Raw genomic sequence first — 17942 nt, 5'->3', positions numbered from 1 at the left:
TTCGCCCTTGTTTTGTTGATGCTTGAGCCGGTTCGTTGACCGCTCAGCCGCCTGCCTTTTCCGGGGCCGGTTCACCGACCCTCATGATTTCCCACTCTAGCGTTACACCGCTGGTTTCGTAAACCTTTTTTCGGATCCGCTCGCCGAGATTTTCCAGGTCGGCAGCACTGGCGTTATCGGCGTTCGTAAGGAAGTTGGAATGCTTCTCGCTCATCACCGCCCCGCCCTCGCGCGCGCCGCGCTGCCCGGCGTCGTCAATGAGCTTCCAGGCCTTCAACTCGTGAGTGTCATCGGCCTTGCCGGTCGAGGAAAATCCGGCGGGGTTGCGGAAGGTCGAGCCTGCCGTGCGGTCCTTCGTGGGTTGGGAGGCATCGCGCTTGGCCAGCTGCTCCTCCATCAGGCTCTCCAGCGTGGCAGGCTCGCGCTCTGCCCCCTCGAAGGTGGCCGAGACAATCACCGCGCCCTCGGGCAGGTCAGACTGGCGATAGCGCAGGTTCAGCTCCTCCGGTGAAAGCGTGGCGCGGCTGCCGTCGCGCAGCACCACATCCACCGATTGCAGGTGGTCGGCGACATAGGAGCCATAGCAGCCCGCGTTCATCCGCACCGCCCCGCCGATGGCGCCGGGAATGGTGCGCAGAAAGGTCAGGTCGACGCCAGCCGCCGCCGCCTTGCGCGCCACATGCGCATCCAGCGCCGCCGCCCCCGCCGTCACCCGGCGGCCCTCCACCTCGATCCCGTTGAACCCGCGCCCCAGCCGGATCACAACAGCCCGGATGCCGCCATCGCGCACGATCAGATTGGAGCCAACGCCCATCGGAAAGACCGGGATCGCCGGGTCGAGCGCCGCGAGAAAGGCCTGAAGATCGTCGAGATCAGCAGGCTGAAACAACCAGTCGGCAGGCCCGCCCACGCGAAGCCATGTGAGGTCATTCAGAGGACGGTCGGGCGTCAGCGTGCCACGGACGGGGGGAAGATCGGTCATGGGGTGGTTATTGCCGGGAGGCGCGTCAGAGGCAAGCCGTAGGGCGGGGTTTGGCACGTCGCTGGCTGATATCAAATGAACCAGCCCACGATCATGTCCCATATGTTCCCAACAGCGTCAGCTCCCCTGCCAACTTTGGCAATGTCCTCCGCACCTTTCACAGTGCCTTCTTTGAGTTCCTTCATCCGTAGAGCACGGCTCCCCGAGCGGAACCGGGCTTCGCGCCTGTCGTCCTCTTCCGCATCCGGGTCCGTCGCAACCCGTGCGTCGTCGCGCATTTCGTCCGCAGTCTTCGGCTCGGACTGCTTGGCCAGCAGTTCCATCAACGAGAGGTAGTGCTCCTTCTCGATCTCACTCAGACGATCAAACCGGCCAGAACTACGGTTGCGCACCGCTGTTCGCACCTTCTCGTCACCCTGAAGGATATCCAGTGCCGAATTGTCCAGCTCTTCGCGGAAGTCGTTCAGGTCTTCGCGTTCCGGAAGGTCGCCCTCTTTAACCTTTTCGTCAATGTGCCGGATGGTCCGCATCAGCACTTCGTAGATTCGCAGCGGCGTGTCCGCATGCCTGTCGAGATAGTCCTCAATCCGCGCAATATCGCGGTCGCAGGCGCCCTTCAGGTTGTCACCCTCTGGAAGCGCCTTGAACTCGGCGACTGCGTCTCTCACACGGTCCTTTGCAATCGCGAAAACGTCAGGAGGCAGTTCAAGCTCAGGCACCGCCTCGAACTCGTCGTCGTCATTGAGGATTATCCGCTCGGCATTGTAGGATCCTAAGCGCGCATACTTCGCCTCGATATCCGCAATCAGAGGGTTCACCACGCCCGGCCCCTTGTCCCAGGTCTCGGGCGGGATCAGGGCGATTTCTTCGAGCATGTCGAGGTTGAGCGGGCGGCCTTCGAGGGCGGCGTCGTACCAGCGGATCCAGAAGGACCAGTCTTCGGGCTTCGGAGCGCGGGCCGTTTCATCACGCTGGCCCGCGGGCGATTGAGGAAGGGTGTGCTTGAGGCTGCCCCACGCGTCGTGGAATGGGCCACGCTGGTCCGCCCAAAGCGGCGCAATGGGAAGGACGCCCTCTTCGGCAAGCGTCGTGCAGTCCCGTTGAACCATGTCCCAGAGGTGTGCGACGTCGTCGGCGTCGGCGGCGTCGGCGGCGAAGGCGGCGGCGCGGGCGGCGGCGGCGGCGGCGCGGGCGGCGGCGTCGGCGGCGTCGGCGGCGGCGGCGAAGGCGGCAAAAACGGCGCGGGCGGCGGCGGCGTCGACGGCGGCGGCGGCGGCGTCGGCGGCGCGGGCGGCGTCGTCGGCGGCGACCTTGATATCGGGGGTTGGTCGGACAGCCGCAACCCCCGATATCAAAAAGCATCGCAGAGACGGAAAGTCTGTCAAATCAAGCTTGCGCGCTTTGTCGGATCGGAACCAAGGCCAGCCAAGCGGCCAGATGCGCATCGCCGCCCGATGAGCGATCCAAATCCCCCACTCCTGCGGCTTGTCCTCAAGCCACTCTCCCAGCTTCACCGGCCCGTCAATCTCACTCACATCCACCACACCCGCACCCCTCTCCACCGTTCACCCGAACCAAGCCCCTATCCCCGCGCCCGCCACCAGGCCAGCGCGACGCCCAGCACCGCGCCGCCCAGCCCCGGCAGCAGCACGTAATAGAGCAGGAAGGCGTGGCCGACGTTGTCCCATCCCACCGGGCCGCGGCCGAGCCATAGCCAGAGGCCGAGGCAGATGGCCAGCATGCCGCCGAGGAGGATCGCGCCGCCGAGAGGGGACATCCAGCGCAGGCCGAAGCCGATCAGGGCGAAGATGACGACAGCGGTGGCGAGGACGGCGTGGAGTTCATGAAACATGGGCGCCACTCTTCCCTGCGGGCCGCCCTTCTGGCAAGGGGGTGCCGCTCAGCCGTCTGCCTTGCGCCGCGCGCCCTTGAGCCAGCGCCAGAGATACACCACCGGCCAGCGCAGCACCGAGACGCCTGCCGCCATGCAGGCCAGCCCGATGAACGGGCCGTTCTCATAGGTCACCCAGCCGAGCAGCGGGATGCCAAGAGCGATGAGCACATAGGCGCGTGTCCAGTGGTTGTCACGCGAGGGGATCATCGCGGCGAGGTTGGCGGCCAGGGCCCAGGCGAAGAAGCAGATGAGCGACGGGGTCATGCGCGGGTTTTCCCGGTGAATTTGCGGATCAGGTGCCCCAGCGGGCGGCGGAAGAAAGACACAAAAACGGCAATCGCGACGACGCCCGGAACCGGGCCGTATTCGGCGAACAGCAGGCCGATCAGCACAAAGGCCCCTGCAATCAGCGCCAGCCCGGGCACGAGTTGCCAGCGCATCGGCAGGAAGGCCGTGGCGCTGGCGGCAAACACCCAGAGGATCGCGGCGACCAGAAGCAGGCTCATGAGGCAATCCTTTCGGCCAGCGACAGGGCGAGCGCCGCCAGCGCCGCGACCAGCCCCAGCACGGGCACCGCCATCGGAACGCGGAAGGGCGCTGATGGCGACTGTAGCTTAATAAAGATGAGCGATGTGTTAACGGCGGCGAAAATGGCCAGCAGCACCATCGCGGCGATTTCGGCCAGATCGGCCACCGGCAGGGCCAGCGCCGCGCCGATCAGCGCCGCGCCGCAGGTGAGCGTTGCCAGAACAGGCGTGCCAAACCGCGGGTGGGCATGGGTGAAGGGCGCGAAGATACGGGCGCGGCGGCCAAGACCAAAGAGCACGCGGGCGGCCATGACAAGCTGTGCCAGAACGCCATTCAGCGCAGCAAGCACCGCGATGGCTGCCAGAAAGCCCGCGTTCTGGCCCGTCGCCCGCTCCCAGACCAGCGCAAGGGGGCGCGAGGAGGCGGCAAGATCGCCCGGCGGCACGGCGCGCAGGGCCGCGAAGCTGACCATTGCATAGAGCGCGGCGGTGATGAGCAGCGAGGCGATGATGGCGCGGGGCATGGTGCGGGTCGGGTCGCGCGCCTCCTCAGCCATGTTCACCACATCCTCGAAGCCGATGAAGGCAAAGAAGGCCAGCGCCGTGGCCGCGAGCACCGCCATCGAGCCCGGCGTCGTTTCGGCGGCGGTGACCACCACCGGCTCGGCCAGAAAGCCCGCACCGGAGACCAGCAGCAGCCCCGCCACTTCGATGACCGTGAAGAGCGCGGCCAGCGTGAGGCTTTCCAACACCCCCGCGATGGCCACCAGCGTCAGCGCCACACCAAGGCCGATGATCGCCCAGAGCGGGGTGACAGAGACAAGCGCCGTCAGGTAGCCGACCCCGCCGCGCAGCACCGCCGCGCCCGAGACCGTGCCCGCCAGCACAATCGCCAGCCCAATCGCCACCGGCAGCACTGTGGTGCCAAAGGCCCGCGCCACATAGGCCGCCTCGCCTGCCGCTTCGGGGATGCGCGCCGACAGCTCGGCATAGGTCAGCGCCGAGGGCGCGGCGACCAGCCCGGCCAGCAAAAAGGCCAGCGGCGCATAGCTGCCCGCCAGCCCGGCGACCGCGCCGATCAGCACGTAGATTCCCGCCCCCACCATGACGCCAACGCCATAGGCGGTCATCAGCCCCGGCCCGATCCGGCGTTTGAGCGCGGTTTCAGTCATCCGCCCGCTCCGCAGCGGGGGCAAAGCGGCAAAGCCTGTCGCCAGTCTGGGGAAAGGGAGGATGCGACGGGCATCAGAACGCCCCGATCAGCCCTTGAGCCTCTCAGGCAGGTTGTTCGCCCAAGCCGAGATCGTGCCCGCCCCGAGGCAGACAACCATATCGCCCTCGCGGCCCTGCTCGCGCACAAGCCGCACAAGGTCATCCTCGGAGAGGATCGCGCGGGCGTGGCGGTGGCCGTGGGCGATGAGCCCGTTCACAAGGTCATCGCGGGAGGCCCCGGGGATCGGATCTTCGCCAGCGGCATAGACCTCGGCAATCGCCACCACATCGGCCTCGTTGAAGCAGGCGCAAAAATCGTCGAACAGGCCCGACAGGCGCGAGTAGCGGTGCGGCTGGTGCACGGCAATCACCCGGCCCTCGGTGGCCTGACGCGCGGCCTTGAGCACGGCGGCGATCTCCACCGGGTGGTGGCCGTAATCATCGATGATGGTCACGCCATCGACCACGCCCACGCGGGTGAAGCGACGGTTCACCCCGCCGAAGTTGGCCAGTGCCGATTTGATCTCTTCGGCCTTCATGCCGAGGTGGCGGGCCACGGCCACCGCCGAGAGCGCGTTGGACACGTTATGGTCGCCCGGCATCGGCAGGGTGCAGCCCTCGATCACCGCATCCTCGGCTTGCAGCTTGATGTCAAAATGCGCCACGCCCGCCTTGTAGGTGAGGTTCACCGCGCGCACGTCGGCCTGGGCGTTGAAGCCATAGGTCACGACGCGGCGGTCGGTAACGCGGCCCACAAGAGCCTGCACATCGGCGTCATCGGTGCAGCAGACGGCGAGGCCGTAGAAGGGAATGTTCGACACGAAATCGAGAAAACCCTGATGCAGCGCCTCCTCGGTGCCCCAATGCTCCATGTGCTCGGGGTCGATGTTGGTGACGATGGCGATGGTGGCGGGCAGGCGGTTGAAGGTGCCGTCGCTCTCGTCGGCCTCCACCACCATCCACTCGCCCTGCCCCATCCGGGCGTTGGAGCCATAGGCATGGATGATGCCGCCGTTGATCACCGTCGGGTCGATCCCGCCCTCGTCGAGCAGGGCGGCGACCATCGTGGTTGTCGTCGTCTTGCCGTGGGTGCCGGCCACCGCGATGTTGGACTTCAGCCGCATCAGCTCGGCCAGCATCTCGGCGCGGCGCACCACCGGCAGGCCACGCGCGCGGGCGGCGTCAAGCTCTGGGTTGCCCGGCTTGATGGCCGATGAAATCACGATGACCTCGGCGTTTTCGAGGTTCTCGGCGGCCTGCCCCTCAAATATCGTCGCGCCAAGGCTTTCCAGCCGCGCGGTGATCTTGCTTTTCTTCAGGTCAGAGCCCTGCACCTGGTAGCCGAAATTCAGCAGCACCTCGGCAATGCCCGACATGCCGATGCCGCCGATGCCGACGAAGTGGATTGCCCCAAGCTGCGTCGGGAGTTTGGTTACACCCTGCATGATATTGCTTCCGTCCATGTCACTGCCTCATACCTGCTCGCCAGAGTTGTCTCCGGTCGGTTTCACCGTTCCTTGCTGCGCCAGTGCATCCACCAGCGCCACCAGCCGTTCCGTCGCATCCGGCTTGCCCGTGGAGAGCGCCGCGACAGACATCTGCGTTGCCCCTTCGGGGCTGTCGAGAATTGTGCGCATTTGCGCCGCGAGGGCTTCCGGGTCAAGCCGTTTCTCGGGGATCAGAATGGCCGCCCCCGCGTCAACTAGCCCGCGTGCGTTGGCCGTCTGGTGGTCGCCGGTTGCGGCGGCAAAGGGGATCAGGATGGCCGGGCGCCCGATAACCGAGAGGTCGGCCACCGAGGAGGCTCCGGCGCGGGTGATCACCAGCTGCGCCTCGGCCATGCGCTCGGGAACGTCCGAAAAGAACGGCTGCACCGTGGCATCGATTCCGGCGTTTGCGTAAAACTCGGTGACACGCGCCTCATCTTCGGGCCGCGCCTGATGGCTCACGCGGATGTGCTGGCGATGCGCCTCCGGCAGCGCGGCAATGGCGGCGGGCACCACATCCGAAAGGATGCGCGCACCCTGACTGCCGCCCATGACCAGCACCGACATCGGGTAATCGCCCGGCGGAATATAGGGCGCAGCGGCCCGTTCCAGAATGGCGGCGCGCACCGGGTTGCCAATGTCATGCCCCTCGGTGCCCTCGGGCAGTTCGGTGGGCCATGTGCCGCAGGCGATGGCATGAACGCGCTTGGCGAAAAGCTCGTTCACCCGGCCCAGCACGCCGTTTTGCTCATGGATCGCGCGCGGGCGATTCAGCAGCGTGGCCGCCGCCAGCGCCGGGATCGAGGGGTAGCCGCCAAAGCCCACCACCACGGCGGGCTTGTCGCGCATCATCTTGACCGCCGCCGAAATCGTGCCGCCCGCGATGCGGAAGGGCACCGCCAGCTTGGCCAGCACCCCGCCCCGGGCGAAGGTGGCCGAGGAAAGCACCTCGATCTCCACCGCCTCGGGAAAACCCCCGGTGTAGCGGCTGCCGCGCGCATCGGTCGAAAGTTTTACCCGCCAGCCCCGCGCCAGCATCGCCTCGGCCAGCGCCTGCGCCGGAAACATATGCCCGCCCGTGCCTCCGGCGGCGATGATGAGAAGGGGCTGCGTCATTTGTCTGCTCCGGCGTTGCTTTGGGTGGAGCCGGGGGCTTGAGTAGTTTCAGCAAGAAAATGAAGCAGGTTTCGCGTCACGCCGACCTCCGCAGCAGGATATCGCCGATCTGCCCTTGTGGGCGGGTGCGGGTGAAGGCCAGCAGCATGCCAACGAGAATGCCCCCGGCAATCATCGAGGAGCCGCCGTAGGAGACAAACGGCAAGGTCATGCCCTTGGCGGGCAAGAGCCGCACCGCAACGCCCATGTTGATCATCGCCTGCACGCCGAACATGCAGGCCAGCCCGGTGCCGGCAAGGCGGATGAAGGGATCACGCTCGCGCATCAGCCGCAGCAGCGAGCGCACGACGATGGTGGAGTAGAGCAGGATGATGAAGAGCACGAGCACCAGCCCGTATTCCTCCGCTGCAACGGCGATGATGAAGTCGGTATGCGCATCGGGGAGCGACCATTTCACCTGCCCCTCGCCCACGCCAACACCAAAGAAGCCGCCTTCGATGATGGCATTGGTGGCATAACCAAGCTGGGTGCGCGGATCGAGATCGGGGGAGAGGAAGCCGTCAATCCGGCGGGCAAAGTGCTCGGAGCCCTCATAGGCGGTGATCCCTCCAACCACGACGAGCCCAGCCACGACGACGAGGATGGTGATTGGCGCACCGGCCACAAAATACATCACCGCCCAAGCAAAGAGGATCAGGCAGGCCTGGCCAAAATCGGGCTGGAGCGCGAGCAGCATCACGATGGTGACCGCGAGGATAAAGGAGAAGCTCTTGCCCGGCGGCCCCGCCACCTGCTGGGAGGCGGCCATCAGCCATGCGGCGAGCACCACGAAGCCCGGCTTGAGAAATTCCGACGGCTGAAGCGAGGCAAAGCCAAGCGAGAACCAGCGGGTCGCCCCCTTGCCGAAGTCGGTGCCGAAGAACGGCAGCAGCAGGATCGCCACGAAGCTGACGAAAAAGCCAAGCACCGCAAGGCGGCGCACCAGCGAGGGGTTCATCATCGAGAAGGCGAACATCACCACCAGCGAGAGCCCGCCAAAGAAGGCCTGACGCTGCACGTAATAGAAGGGATCGAGCCCGTTGCGCGCCGCGAGCGGCGGCGAGGCCGCAAGGCCAAGCAACAGCCCCACGCCGAAGAGCAGCAGGATGCAGGACATCGACCACTTGTCGATCGTCCGCCACCACCGGGGAAGCACCGGCTCGCCCGTGCGAACGGGGGCCGTGCCAAAAACCATCTCTGTCATCAGACTGCCTGATCTGCCTCAAATCGCCCGGTTTTCCGGGTCTATCGCCACAGTAACGCAAGGTGATTCGCATGGGAAGGCATTTTCGAATCACATTTGGGATGGGGGGCTTTTCCACCCTTGAAATGGCACTCCGCCGCAGCGGAGGAGCCGGCCGCCACCGGCGGCCAGGGCTCATCCCGCCCCACCACGGGGCGGGCGCTGACCCTGCGCTCGGTGGTCCCAAAGCGCCCCCCTTCCCCCGCCGCCCGGCCTGTCTTACCTTCCCGCCCAAAGGAGATTGCCCCCATGCCCGACCCGATCCTGCTGAGTTGCGACTGCGGCAAGCTGAAGCTCGCCATTGCCGCCCGACCCGCCCGGCCGCAGGGCAACCGGGTGATCTGCCATTGCGACAGCTGCCGCGCCTTCCCCCGTGCCCTCGGGCGGGCGGATGTGCTGGGGCCGGGCGATGGCGCGGACATTCTGCAAATCCGCTGTGACCGGCTCTCGATCGTGGAGGGGCGCGAGCATATCGCCGCGCTGCGCCTCAGTCCCAAGGGCCTCGCCCGCTGGTATGCCGCCTGCTGCAACACCCCGCTGGGCAACACCGGCCCCTCCCCCGCCTACCCGTTCTTTGGCGCGCTGACCCATGGCATCGCCGACAAGGAGGCACTCGGGCCGGTGAAGGCGCGGGTGAACATCCCCAAGGAACGCACACTGCCCGACGATCTGCCAGCCACGAGCGGCAGCGCGCTTGGCGTGTTCCTTTCCATCGGGCGCATCATGTTTGGCGGCTGGCTGAAGGGTGCACACAAGCGGCATCCGTTGTTTCCTGGGGGCGAGCCGCTGGTGGAGCCGCGGGTGATTTCGCTGGAGGAGAAGGCCAAGGCCTATGCGTAGCCTTGCGCTCGCCCTCCTGCTGCCGATGGCCGCCACGGCGCAAGACTTCCCCTCGCCGCTCACCGATGCCGATTTCATCGCGGTGGACGAGGCCGAGGCGCGGCTCGGGCAGCTGCTGTTTTACGATCCGATCCTTTCAGGCAACCGCAACATCTCCTGCGCCACCTGCCACCACCCGCGCTTTGCCACCTCCGACGGGCTCAGCCTTGGCATGGGCGAGGGTGGCACCGGCCTTGGCCCCGAGCGGGTGGCGAACCCGGCGAATTACCCCGACGAGTTCATCCCCCGCAACGCCCCGGCCCTGTTCAACCTCGGTGCGCACCAGTTCACCGTGCTCTTCCACGATGGCCGGATCGAGGTGGACCCGGCCCGCAAATCCGGCTTCCGCACGCCGATGGGCGAAGACATGGAGGTGGGCTTTTCGGGGATCCTCTCGGCGCAAACCATGTTCCCGGTGCTCTCGGCTGACGAGATGGCGGGCCATGTGAAGGAGAACGACATCGCCAAGGCCACCCGCTCGGGGCGGATCACCGGGCCGGGCGGCGCGTGGGATATCATCGCCCGCCGGGTCGAGGGCGCGGGCGACTACCAGGCGCGGTTCGAGGCGGTCTACCCCGAGGTTGCCGCAGGCCGCCCGCTGCATTTCACCGATATCTCCAACGCCATCGCCGCCTTCATGGCCTTTGAGTGGCGGGCCGACAACGCGCCGTTTGATGCCTTCCTGCGCGGCGACGAGGCCGCACTCTCGGCAGAGGCGCTGGAAGGCGCGCGGCTGTTTTACGGCGAGGCGGGCTGCGCCACCTGCCACGCGGGCGCGCTGCAAACCGACCACGACTTCCACGCCATGGGCGTGCCCCAGATCGGCCCCGGCAAGCGGCTGGCATTTGAGACCCACCACCGCGACACGGGCCGCATGGGGGTAACGGGCCATGCCGAAGATGCCTATGCTTTCCGCACGCCTTCCCTGCGCAACGTGGTTGCCACCGCGCCCTACGGCCACTCCGGTGCCTATGCCGATCTGCGCGAATTTGTGCAGGCCCACGCCGCCCCCCGCGCCGCGCTCGCCGCCTATGACGGCACCCCCGCAAGGCTCGCCGCGCTGGAGCATGACGCCCTCGCCCCGCTGCAAGACGCCGCCGACCGCGCCGCGCTGAAAGCCGCGATTGAGGTGGAGGACGCACCGCTGTCAGACGCTGAGACAGATGCGATCATGGCCTTCCTCGAAAGCCTCACCGACCAGCCCGCCATTGATGGCCGCCTCGGCGTGCCCGAGACCGTTCCCAGCGGTTTGCCCGTCGACAAGTAGGGTGGGCAATCTGCCCACCGCACGGCGCGCTGCCTCACGGCACGGCGGGCGCTAGGCGTCGTAGCTCACCACCACACGATCAGAGATCACATGGCTCTGGCAGCTCAGCACATAGCCCTTGGCCACCTCGTCGTCCTCCAGCGCGTAATTCGCCGCCATCTCCACCTCGCCCTCCAGCACCCGGCAGCGGCAGGTGGAGCACACGCCCGCGCGGCAAGCGAACGGCACCTCCATTGAGGCCGCAAGCCCGGCTTCCAGCACCGTCTGCCCCGGCTCCACCGTCAGCGTCCGCGTCACGCCATCCAGCGTCACCTTCGCTTCCGCCCCGCTAGCCCCCGCCGCAACAGCCGCCGCCGCGCGTTGCGGCAACCGACCCGGCTGGTCGGATTTGAACAGCTCGAACCGGATCTGATCTTCACGCAGCCCCGCCGCCCGCAAGGCCTCCGAAATCGCCAGCATCATCGGCTCTGGCCCGCAGATGAAGGCCACATCCACGCCCTCCGGCTCGATCAGCCCGGCAAACAGCGCGCGCACCTTCTCGCCGTCAACCCGGCCCGAAAACAGTGGCACCTCCTGCCCGTCATGCTCCAGCACATGCACCACCTGAAGCCGTCCCATGTGCAGGTTTTTCAGGTCTTCCAGCTCCTCGCGGAACATCACCGTCGCCGCCGCTCGGTTGGCATAAACCAGCGTAAAGCGGCTCGCAGGCTCGGCGGCCAGCGTGGTGCGGATGAGCGACAGAACAGGGGTGATCCCCGAGCCGCCCGCGAAGGCAAGGTAATGCCGCGCCGCCTCGCCCAGCGGCACAAAAAACCGCCCCGCAGGCGGCATCGCCTCCAGCCGCATCCCCGGTTTCAAATTGTCATTCGCCCAGCTCGAAAACGCCCCGCCCTCGACCCGCTTGATCCCCACCTGCAACCCCTCGCCCACGCCACAGCAGATCGAATAGCTGCGCCGGATCTCGGTGCCGTCGATTTCTTGGCGAAAGGTCAGGTATTGCCCTTGGGTGAAGGCAAAGGCCTCCCAATCGTCGGGCTGGAGCGTCACCACCACCGCCTCGCGGGTGGTGGGGCGCACATCGGTCACGGTGAGGGGGAGGAATTGGGCCATATCCGGTGCCCTTTCAGATACATTTGAAGTAGTCGAAGGGTTCGAGGCAGTCGCCGCACCGCCACTGCGCCTTGCAGGGGGTGGAGCCGAACTGGCTGATCTTATGGAGGTTTTTGGAGGCACAACGCGGGCAGCGCTCCGGCCCACCCGCGGGCTGGGGCGGCGCGATGCCGTAGGTTTCCAGCTTGGCGCGACCCTCGGCACTGAGCCAATCGGTCGTCCACGGCGGCGCGAGTTGGCGGCGCAATTCGAGGTGTTCCACCCCTGCCGCCCGCAGCGCGGTTTCGATATCCATGTTGATAACGGCGGTCGCCGGGCAGCCCGAATAGGTCGGGGTGACACGCACAACGAGCGTATCGCCCTCGTAGCCCACGCCCCGGATCACCCCGAGGTCCACCAGTGAAATCACCGGGATCTCCGGGTCCGGCACGCCCGCCAGCACCTGCCAAGCCTCGGCCTCCGACAGCCGCGCTTTGGCCTCGCTCACCACGCCGCCCCCGGATAGGCGCGCTGGAGCCACTGCATCTCGCACAGCAAATGCCCCAAGGCCTCCGAATGTCGCTTGCCGTCCTTGCCGCCCCGATGGGCAAAGTCGCTCTCCGGCAGCGTGAGCGTCGCCTCGCCCAGCACCCGCCGAAGCGTCGCGTCCCAGGCCGGCCGCAGGGCCTCGGGCGCAGGCGCAATGCCGGCCTCCGCCAGCGCCGCATCCACCGGATCGGCCACCAGCGCCTCGCCCGCCCAGGGCCAGAGCCAATCCAGCGCCGCCTGCATCCGGGTGTGGCTTTCCTCGGTGCCATCGCCCAGCGCAACCACCTGCGCCGAGGACCGCTCAAGGTGATACTCCACCTCCCGCAGCGCCTTCTGTGCAATCTCCGAAACCCGTGGCTCCGACGAGCCGGAAAGCCCCCGCAGCATCTCCACATGCCACGCGTCGAACAGAAACTGCCGCATCACCGTGCGCCCGAAATCCCCGTTCGGCTGCTCCACCAGCAGCAGGCAGCGGAAGTCCCAGACGTCGCGCAAAAATGCCAGCTCATCCGCGCTCTTGCCCCTCGCCTCTCCCGCCAGCCCCAGCCAGAGCTGCGCCTGCCCGATCAGGTCGAGCGCGATGTTGGCCAGCGCAATATCCTCCTCCAGCACCGGCGCATGGCCGCACCACTCGGAGACGCGATGGCCGAGGATCAGCGCATTGTCTCCCATCCGCAGCGCCAGCGCCTCGACCGGATCAAAGCCCGCATCCAGCATCACATCGCCCCCACGTCGTCGGGGATGTCGAAGAAGCTGGGATGCCGATAAACCTTGCTTTGCGACGGCTCGTAGAACGGCCCCTTGTCATCGGGGTTCGACGCGGTGATCTGCACCGAGGGCACGACCCAGATCGAAACCCCCTCGTTGCGCCGCGTATAGACATCCCGTGCCGAAAGCAGCGCGTGCTCGGCATCCGCCGCGTGCAAGCTCCCCACATGCCGATGGCTCATCCCGTGGCTGCCCCGGATGAACACCTCCCATAACGGCCATTCCCTGCTCATCGCTCTCTCCCTTTCACCGTCATCCTCGGGCCTGACCCGAGGGCCTCATTCCAAGAGATCCTCGGGTCAGGCCCGAGGATGACGCAACTACTCCGCCGCTTCCCGCCGGGCCGCCTTTTTCGCCGCATGGGCGCTCATTGCATCGCGCACCCATTGCCCCTCATCCCACGCGTCCTGCCGTGCCTTCATCCGCTCGGCGCTCTCCGGGCCTGCGCCCTTCAGAACGGCAAAGAACTCCTCCCAATCCGGCTCGGAAAAGTCGTAGCCGCCCTTCTCCTCGTTCCACTTCAGGTGCTCGTCGGGCACCGTCAGCCCGAGGAATTCCGCCTGCGGCACCGTCTGGTCCACGAACTTCTGGCGCAGCTCGTCATTGCCGTTGATCTTGATCCGCCAAGCCATGTTCTGCGCCGAATGCACGCTCTCTGCATCGCTCGGCCCGAACATCATCAGCGAGGGATACCAGAATCGATCCAGCGCATCCTGCGCCATCCGGCGCTGCGCCTCCGTCCCCTTCGCCATCTTCATCATGATGTCGAACCCCTGCCGCTGGTGAAACGACTCCTCCTTGCAGATCCGGATCATCGCGCGGGAATAGGGGCCGTAGCTCGTGCGTTGCAGCGGCACCTGGTTCATGATCGCCGCACCATCCACCAGCCAGCCGACCGCGCCGATATCGGCCCAGCTCAGCGTCGGGTAGTTGAAGATGCTCGAATACTTCATCCGCCCCGAGAGCAGCTGCTCCGTCATGTCGTCGCGCGAAATCCCCAGCGTCTCCGCCGCGCAATACAAGTAAAGCCCATGCCCCGCCTCGTCCTGCACCTTGGCCAGCAGGATCGCCTTGCGCTCCAGCGTCGGCGCGCGGGTGATCCAGTTGCCCTCCGGCAATTGCCCCACGATCTCGGAATGCGCGTGCTGCCCGATCTGGCGGATCAGCGTTTTCCGGTAGCCCTCGGGCATCCAATCCATCGGCTCGATGGTTTCGCCCGCGTCGATCCGATCCTGAAACGCCGCCTCCTCGGGGCTCATCTCCTCGCGGCTCTTTCCGCCCTCAGATTTGATCATCTGTGCATACATCGGTCAGACCCTTTCAATGATCAGGGCAACCCCCTGCCCCACGCCCACGCACATGGTGCAGAGCGCATATTTGCCGCCGCGCCGCTGAAGCTCGCGGGCCGCTGTCAGCACGATCCGCGCACCGCTCATGCCGAGCGGGTGGCCGATGGCGATGGCCCCGCCGTTGGGGTTCACATGCGCCGCGTCATCGGCAACGCCGAGGTCGCGCAGCACGGCGAGGCCCTGCGCGGCGAAGGCCTCGTTCAGCTCGATTACATCCATCTGCTCGATGGAAAGCCCGGCCTTGGCCAGCGCCTTGCGCACCGCCGGCACCGGCCCCACGCCCATCACCCGTGGCGCCACGCCTGCCGACTGCATCGTTACAATCCGCGCCAGCGGCTTGAGCCCATGCACATGGGCCGCGCCCTCGCTCGCCACCAGCAGCGCCGCCGACCCGTCATTGACGCCAGAGGCATTGCCGGCCGTCACCGTCAGCTCCGGCCCGTTCACGCCCTTGAGCCGCCCGAGCTGCTCTGCCGTGGTGCCGGGGCGCGGGTGCTCGTCACGATCCACCACAACCGGCTCGCCCTTGCGCTGGGGCACCTCGACGGGAACGATCTCTTCCGCAAACACGCCCGCCGCATCCGCCCCGGCCCAACGGGCTTGGCTGCGGGCGGCAAAGGCATCCTGATCCTCGCGACTCACGCCCCAATCGGCGGCCACGTTGTCGGCGGTTTGGGGCATGGAATCCACGCCGTAGGCCGCCTTCATCGCCTTGTTCACAAAGCGCCAGCCAATGGTGGTGTCATACATCTCGGCGGCACGGGAAAACGCCGAGGTCGCCTTGCCCATGACGAAAGGCGCGCGGCTCATGCTCTCGACGCCGCCTGCAATGGCGAGGTCATAATCGCCCGCCTTGATCGCGCGGCTCACGGTGCCGATGGCATCCATCCCGCTGGCGCAAAGCCGGTTGATCGTCGCCCCCGGCACCGTCTCGGGCAGGCCCGCCAGCAGCAGCGCCATCCGCGCCACGTTGCGGTTGTCTTCCCCCGCTTGGTTGGCGCAGCCATAGATCACATCGTCAATCGCCGCAGGGTCGAGCCCGGTGTTGCGCGCCATCAGCGCCTTGATCGGCACCGCGGCAAGGTCATCCGCCCGCACGGAAGATAGCGCCCCGCCATAGCGGCCAATCGCCGTGCGCACCCCGTCACAAATGAAAGCCTCTCCGGCCATGGCTTGCTCCTCCCTGCTCGCTTGCGCCGAAACTACGCCCGCAGGGGATTCGGCGCAAGCAATACGTTACCGAAATCTTAGTTAGCTATGCTTTCGGTAACCAATGACCATTTGCGGCCACCCGCACCGCACAGCAAAAAGGGCGCCCCGCAGGACGCCCCTCATCTTCAACGGTATCGGCTTTCGCAGATCGCTGCGCGATCCACTGCCGCCCACCGTCGCAGAAAGCTCTCGCTTTCCGCGTTAAATGTGAATAGCCCGCCCGTAAGCCTCCAGCACGGACTCATGCATCATCTCGCTGAGCGTCGGATGCGGGAAGACCGTGTGCATCAGGTCTTCTTCGGTGGTCTCAAGCTGGCGGCCCACCACGTAGCCCTGGATCAGCTCGGTCACTTCTGCGCCGACCATGTGGGCGCCCAAGAGCTCGCCGGTCTTGGCGTCGAACACCGTCTTCACCATGCCCTCCGGCTCGCCCAGCGCCACAGCCTTGCCGTTGCCGATGAAGGGGAAGCGCCCCACCTTCAGCTCGTATCCGGCCTCCTTGGCCTTCTCCTCGGTCATGCCGACGCTCGCCACCTGCGGGTGGCAATAGGTGCAGCCCGCGATGCTGCCCGGCTTGATCGGATGCACATGCTGCCCGGCGATCTTCTCGGCCACCATCACGCCCTCATGGCTCGCCTTATGCGCCAGCCACGGAGCCCCGGCGATGTCGCCAATGGCGTAAACGCCCTCCACCCCGGTCTGGCAGTATTCATCGGTCACCACGTGGGTCCGGTCGATCTTCACGCCCAGCTCTTCCAGCCCGAGGCCTTCGACATTGCCGACGATCCCCACGGCGGAGATCACGGTGTCAAACTCATGCTTCTCCACCTTGCCGCCCACCTCGATATGGGCCGTGACCTTGCCTTTGGCGCGGTCAAGCTGCTTGACCATGGCCTTTTCCATGATCTTCATGCCCTGCTTGGTGAACTGCTTCTTGGCGAAGGCGGAAATATCCTTGTCTTCCACCGGCAGCACGCGGTCCATCACTTCCACCACGGTCGTGTCAGACCCGAGCGTGTTGTAGAAGCTGGCAAACTCGATGCCGATCGCGCCGGAGCCGATCACAAGCAGCTTCTTGGGCATCCGCTTGGGGGTCAGCGCGTGGCGGTAGGTCCAGACCAGATCACCATCGGCCTCCAGCCCGGGCAGCTCGCGGGCGCGGGCGCCGGTGGCCACCACGATATTCTTGGCGGTCAGCTCCTCGGTGCCCTTCTCGGTCTTGACCGAAACCTTGCCCTTCCCGGTGATCTTGGCCTCACCCATGATCGAGGTGACTTTGTTCTTCTTGAACAGGTGCTTGATGCCGCCTTCCATCTGCGCGGCCACGCCGCGCGAGCGCTTGACCACGGCGTCGAGGTCATAGTCGGCCTTCTCGACCTTCAGGCCAAAATCCTTGGCCCGGTGCATGAGGTGAAACACTTCGGACGAGCGCAGCAGCGCCTTGGTCGGGATGCAGCCCCAGTTGAGGCAGATGCCGCCAAGGTTCTCGCGCTCCACACAAACCACCTTCAGCCCGAGCTGGGCGGCGCGGATCGCGGCCACATAGCCGCCGGGGCCGGCGCCGATGACGATCAGGTCGAAGCTTTGCGAGGCCATGATTCTCTCCCGTTCTAAAACTAGTTTGGTATTAAACTATTTTCGCCACCCGGCGATAGCCCCTGCCCCGCACAGATATGCCGCACCCGCGCGGCTGCGCGAAACACAAGCGCAAACAGCACCTTACTCGTGCGAGCCCCAGCTTCCGCCGCCCGCGTCATCGACGTGGTTGAGCGACCACCGATAGCCCCCTGCCTCCAGATAGGCCAACTCGCGCGCGCTTGAGGGCCGCCCAAGCGCCGCGTTGCGATAGGGAAACTGGCCAAAGTCGCGGATCACCTGCCGATGCGCCCGCGCGTGGCGCAGATTGTCGGTCCCCGGCATCCGGGTCAGAAACAGCCGCACCGCCGCATCCTGATCGGCCAACACCTCCGAGTGCATCAGCGGCAGGTAGAAAAACTGCTGCGCCAGGCCCGTTACCCGGGCATCCTTGCGCTCGGCCACGGCCCATTTGGACCATTCGCGCGCCATCCCATCGGTGTCAAAGCTGCGCCCGTCCCCACGAAACATGTTGCGCGGGAACTGATCCACGAGGATCAGCCGGGCCAGCACCTCGCGCGCCGTCCAGCCCCAAGGCAGCCGCGCACCGGCGGCCACCGCTTCCCAGCTTTCCAGAAAGCGCGCGCGGATGTCCGCATCCAGCGCCTCATCCTGAACATACCAGCCGTCCGGGCCAATCTCATCGACCCAGAACCGGCAAATCTCTTCCGGCTCGACCATGCACAATCCTCCC

The 17942-nt window shown here is 66.3% G+C and carries 19 protein-coding genes; 2 read left to right on the top strand and 17 right to left on the bottom strand.

Going from position 1 to position 17942, the window contains the following annotated elements:
- Window positions 1-43: 43 nt before the first annotated feature.
- The 9 genes from murB to ftsW all read right to left on the bottom strand — a co-directional run bounded on the left by murB (window position 44) and on the right by ftsW (window position 8461).
- The gene (gene murB, locus FHY55_RS08325) at window positions 44-982 is read right to left on the bottom strand and encodes a UDP-N-acetylmuramate dehydrogenase (protein ID WP_140013743.1); all 939 of its coding nucleotides are present in this window, start codon (window positions 980-982) and stop codon (window positions 44-46) included.
- Between the two features lie 71 nt (window positions 983-1053).
- Entirely contained in the window at window positions 1054-2496 is a 1443-nt protein-coding gene (locus FHY55_RS20475) for a hypothetical protein (protein WP_168222897.1), read from the bottom strand.
- Between the two features lie 68 nt (window positions 2497-2564).
- Window positions 2565-2834, bottom strand: coding sequence for a hypothetical protein (locus FHY55_RS08310; protein ID WP_140013740.1), 270 nt, complete (start codon window positions 2832-2834; stop codon window positions 2565-2567).
- Between the two features lie 48 nt (window positions 2835-2882).
- On the bottom strand, window positions 2883-3140 hold the full coding sequence (locus FHY55_RS08305) for a DUF2484 family protein (RefSeq protein WP_140013739.1): 258 nt from the start codon (window positions 3138-3140) through the stop codon (window positions 2883-2885).
- Complete coding sequence (locus FHY55_RS08300) at window positions 3137-3382, bottom strand: DUF2484 family protein (protein WP_254695459.1); 246 nt, start codon at window positions 3380-3382, stop codon at window positions 3137-3139. The genes FHY55_RS08305 and FHY55_RS08300 overlap by 4 nt, the downstream gene beginning before the upstream one ends.
- Complete coding sequence (locus tag FHY55_RS08295; protein ID WP_140013738.1) at window positions 3379-4575, bottom strand: APC family permease; 1197 nt, start codon at window positions 4573-4575, stop codon at window positions 3379-3381. Before FHY55_RS08295 ends, FHY55_RS08300 begins: the two co-directional genes overlap by 4 nt.
- Before the next feature lie 87 nt (window positions 4576-4662).
- On the bottom strand, window positions 4663-6060 hold the full coding sequence (gene murC, locus FHY55_RS08290) for a UDP-N-acetylmuramate--L-alanine ligase (RefSeq protein ID WP_210410558.1): 1398 nt from the start codon (window positions 6058-6060) through the stop codon (window positions 4663-4665).
- A 27-nt stretch (window positions 6061-6087) separates the two neighbouring features.
- Window positions 6088-7218 (bottom strand): glycosyltransferase, encoded by a 1131-nt coding sequence (locus tag FHY55_RS08285; protein ID WP_140013736.1) that lies wholly within the window; start codon window positions 7216-7218, stop codon window positions 6088-6090.
- A 76-nt stretch (window positions 7219-7294) separates the two neighbouring features.
- On the bottom strand, window positions 7295-8461 hold the full coding sequence (gene ftsW, locus FHY55_RS08280) for a putative lipid II flippase FtsW (RefSeq protein ID WP_140013735.1): 1167 nt from the start codon (window positions 8459-8461) through the stop codon (window positions 7295-7297).
- 288 nt (window positions 8462-8749) lie between these two features.
- Between ftsW and FHY55_RS08275 the strand changes: the two genes are divergently transcribed.
- A complete protein-coding gene (locus FHY55_RS08275) occupies window positions 8750-9340 on the top strand; it encodes a DUF6151 family protein (RefSeq protein ID WP_140013734.1) in 591 nt (196 codons plus the stop codon).
- Entirely contained in the window at window positions 9333-10646 is a 1314-nt protein-coding gene (locus tag FHY55_RS08270; protein WP_140013733.1) for a cytochrome-c peroxidase, read from the top strand. Before FHY55_RS08275 ends, FHY55_RS08270 begins: the two co-directional genes overlap by 8 nt.
- Window positions 10647-10697: 51 nt before the next feature.
- Here the strand turns inward: FHY55_RS08270 and FHY55_RS08265 are convergent, their stop codons facing one another.
- The 8 genes from FHY55_RS08265 to FHY55_RS08230 form a co-directional block, all read right to left on the bottom strand.
- A complete protein-coding gene (locus FHY55_RS08265) occupies window positions 10698-11756 on the bottom strand; it encodes a 2Fe-2S iron-sulfur cluster-binding protein (protein WP_140013732.1) in 1059 nt (352 codons plus the stop codon).
- Window positions 11757-11769: 13 nt separating this feature from the next.
- On the bottom strand, window positions 11770-12243 hold the full coding sequence (gene paaD, locus FHY55_RS08260; RefSeq protein ID WP_140013731.1) for a 1,2-phenylacetyl-CoA epoxidase subunit PaaD: 474 nt from the start codon (window positions 12241-12243) through the stop codon (window positions 11770-11772).
- Window positions 12240-13001, bottom strand: coding sequence for a 1,2-phenylacetyl-CoA epoxidase subunit PaaC (gene paaC, locus FHY55_RS08255; protein ID WP_140013730.1), 762 nt, complete (start codon window positions 12999-13001; stop codon window positions 12240-12242). The genes paaD and paaC overlap by 4 nt, the downstream gene beginning before the upstream one ends.
- Window positions 13001-13285, bottom strand: coding sequence for a 1,2-phenylacetyl-CoA epoxidase subunit PaaB (gene paaB, locus FHY55_RS08250; protein WP_074255158.1), 285 nt, complete (start codon window positions 13283-13285; stop codon window positions 13001-13003). The genes paaC and paaB overlap by 1 nt, the downstream gene beginning before the upstream one ends.
- Window positions 13286-13372: 87 nt before the next feature.
- Window positions 13373-14359, bottom strand: coding sequence for a 1,2-phenylacetyl-CoA epoxidase subunit PaaA (paaA, locus tag FHY55_RS08245; RefSeq protein ID WP_140013729.1), 987 nt, complete (start codon window positions 14357-14359; stop codon window positions 13373-13375).
- Window positions 14360-14362: 3 nt separating this feature from the next.
- Complete coding sequence (pcaF, locus tag FHY55_RS08240) at window positions 14363-15571, bottom strand: 3-oxoadipyl-CoA thiolase (protein ID WP_140013728.1); 1209 nt, start codon at window positions 15569-15571, stop codon at window positions 14363-14365.
- Between the two features lie 243 nt (window positions 15572-15814).
- Window positions 15815-17209 carry a dihydrolipoyl dehydrogenase gene (lpdA, locus tag FHY55_RS08235; protein ID WP_140013727.1) on the bottom strand — a complete coding sequence of 465 codons (1395 nt, stop codon included), beginning with the start codon at window positions 17207-17209 and terminating at the stop codon, window positions 15815-15817.
- A 123-nt stretch (window positions 17210-17332) separates the two neighbouring features.
- Entirely contained in the window at window positions 17333-17929 is a 597-nt protein-coding gene (locus FHY55_RS08230) for a DUF924 family protein (RefSeq protein WP_140013726.1), read from the bottom strand.
- Window positions 17930-17942: the final 13 nt, after the last annotated feature.

Source organism: Oceanicola sp. D3, assembly GCF_006351965.1.
Classification (GTDB): domain Bacteria; phylum Pseudomonadota; class Alphaproteobacteria; order Rhodobacterales; family Rhodobacteraceae; genus Vannielia.
The sequence above is the reverse complement of the archived record's forward strand: the minus strand, read 5'-3'. Positions and strand labels throughout refer to the sequence as shown.